Source organism: Pseudomonas sp. SIMBA_067 (assembly GCF_046534675.1).
GTDB classification, from domain to species: Bacteria; Pseudomonadota; Gammaproteobacteria; order Pseudomonadales; family Pseudomonadaceae; genus Aquipseudomonas; species Aquipseudomonas putida.
The window spans coordinates 1-251 of sequence record NZ_JAWRYH010000965.1 but is presented as its reverse complement, the minus strand read 5'-3'; the positions used below and the strand labels follow the sequence as shown (position 1 = coordinate 251).

Annotated in this window: 1 protein-coding gene; it reads left to right on the top strand. The window is 42.2% G+C overall.

Annotated features, from left to right (window positions below):
• Window positions 1–248 (top strand): hypothetical protein (locus SB765_RS32075; protein ID WP_410932819.1); only part of this gene is annotated, 248 nt, incomplete at its 5' end.
• Window positions 249–251 lie beyond the last annotated feature (3 nt).

Below are 251 nucleotides of genomic sequence, written 5' to 3'. Positions count from 1 at the left end.
GCGATGAGTTCGTAAAGGAACATTTAGAATTACTTAAAGCACAAGAAGGCGATTTATCGGAAGTACCTCAAAAGCAAAGGCGCAAGGCAGCGTTAGCATTAACAGAATATGCTCAACAGTGTAGTAGTCGCAATGACGCCATAAGAGCTGCCTATGCATCCGGTGGATATACGTTGAAAGAGGTTGGCGATTATTTTCAACTGCATTATTCTCGAGTAAGTAAGATAGTGGCAAAAAGAAAGACCTGACCC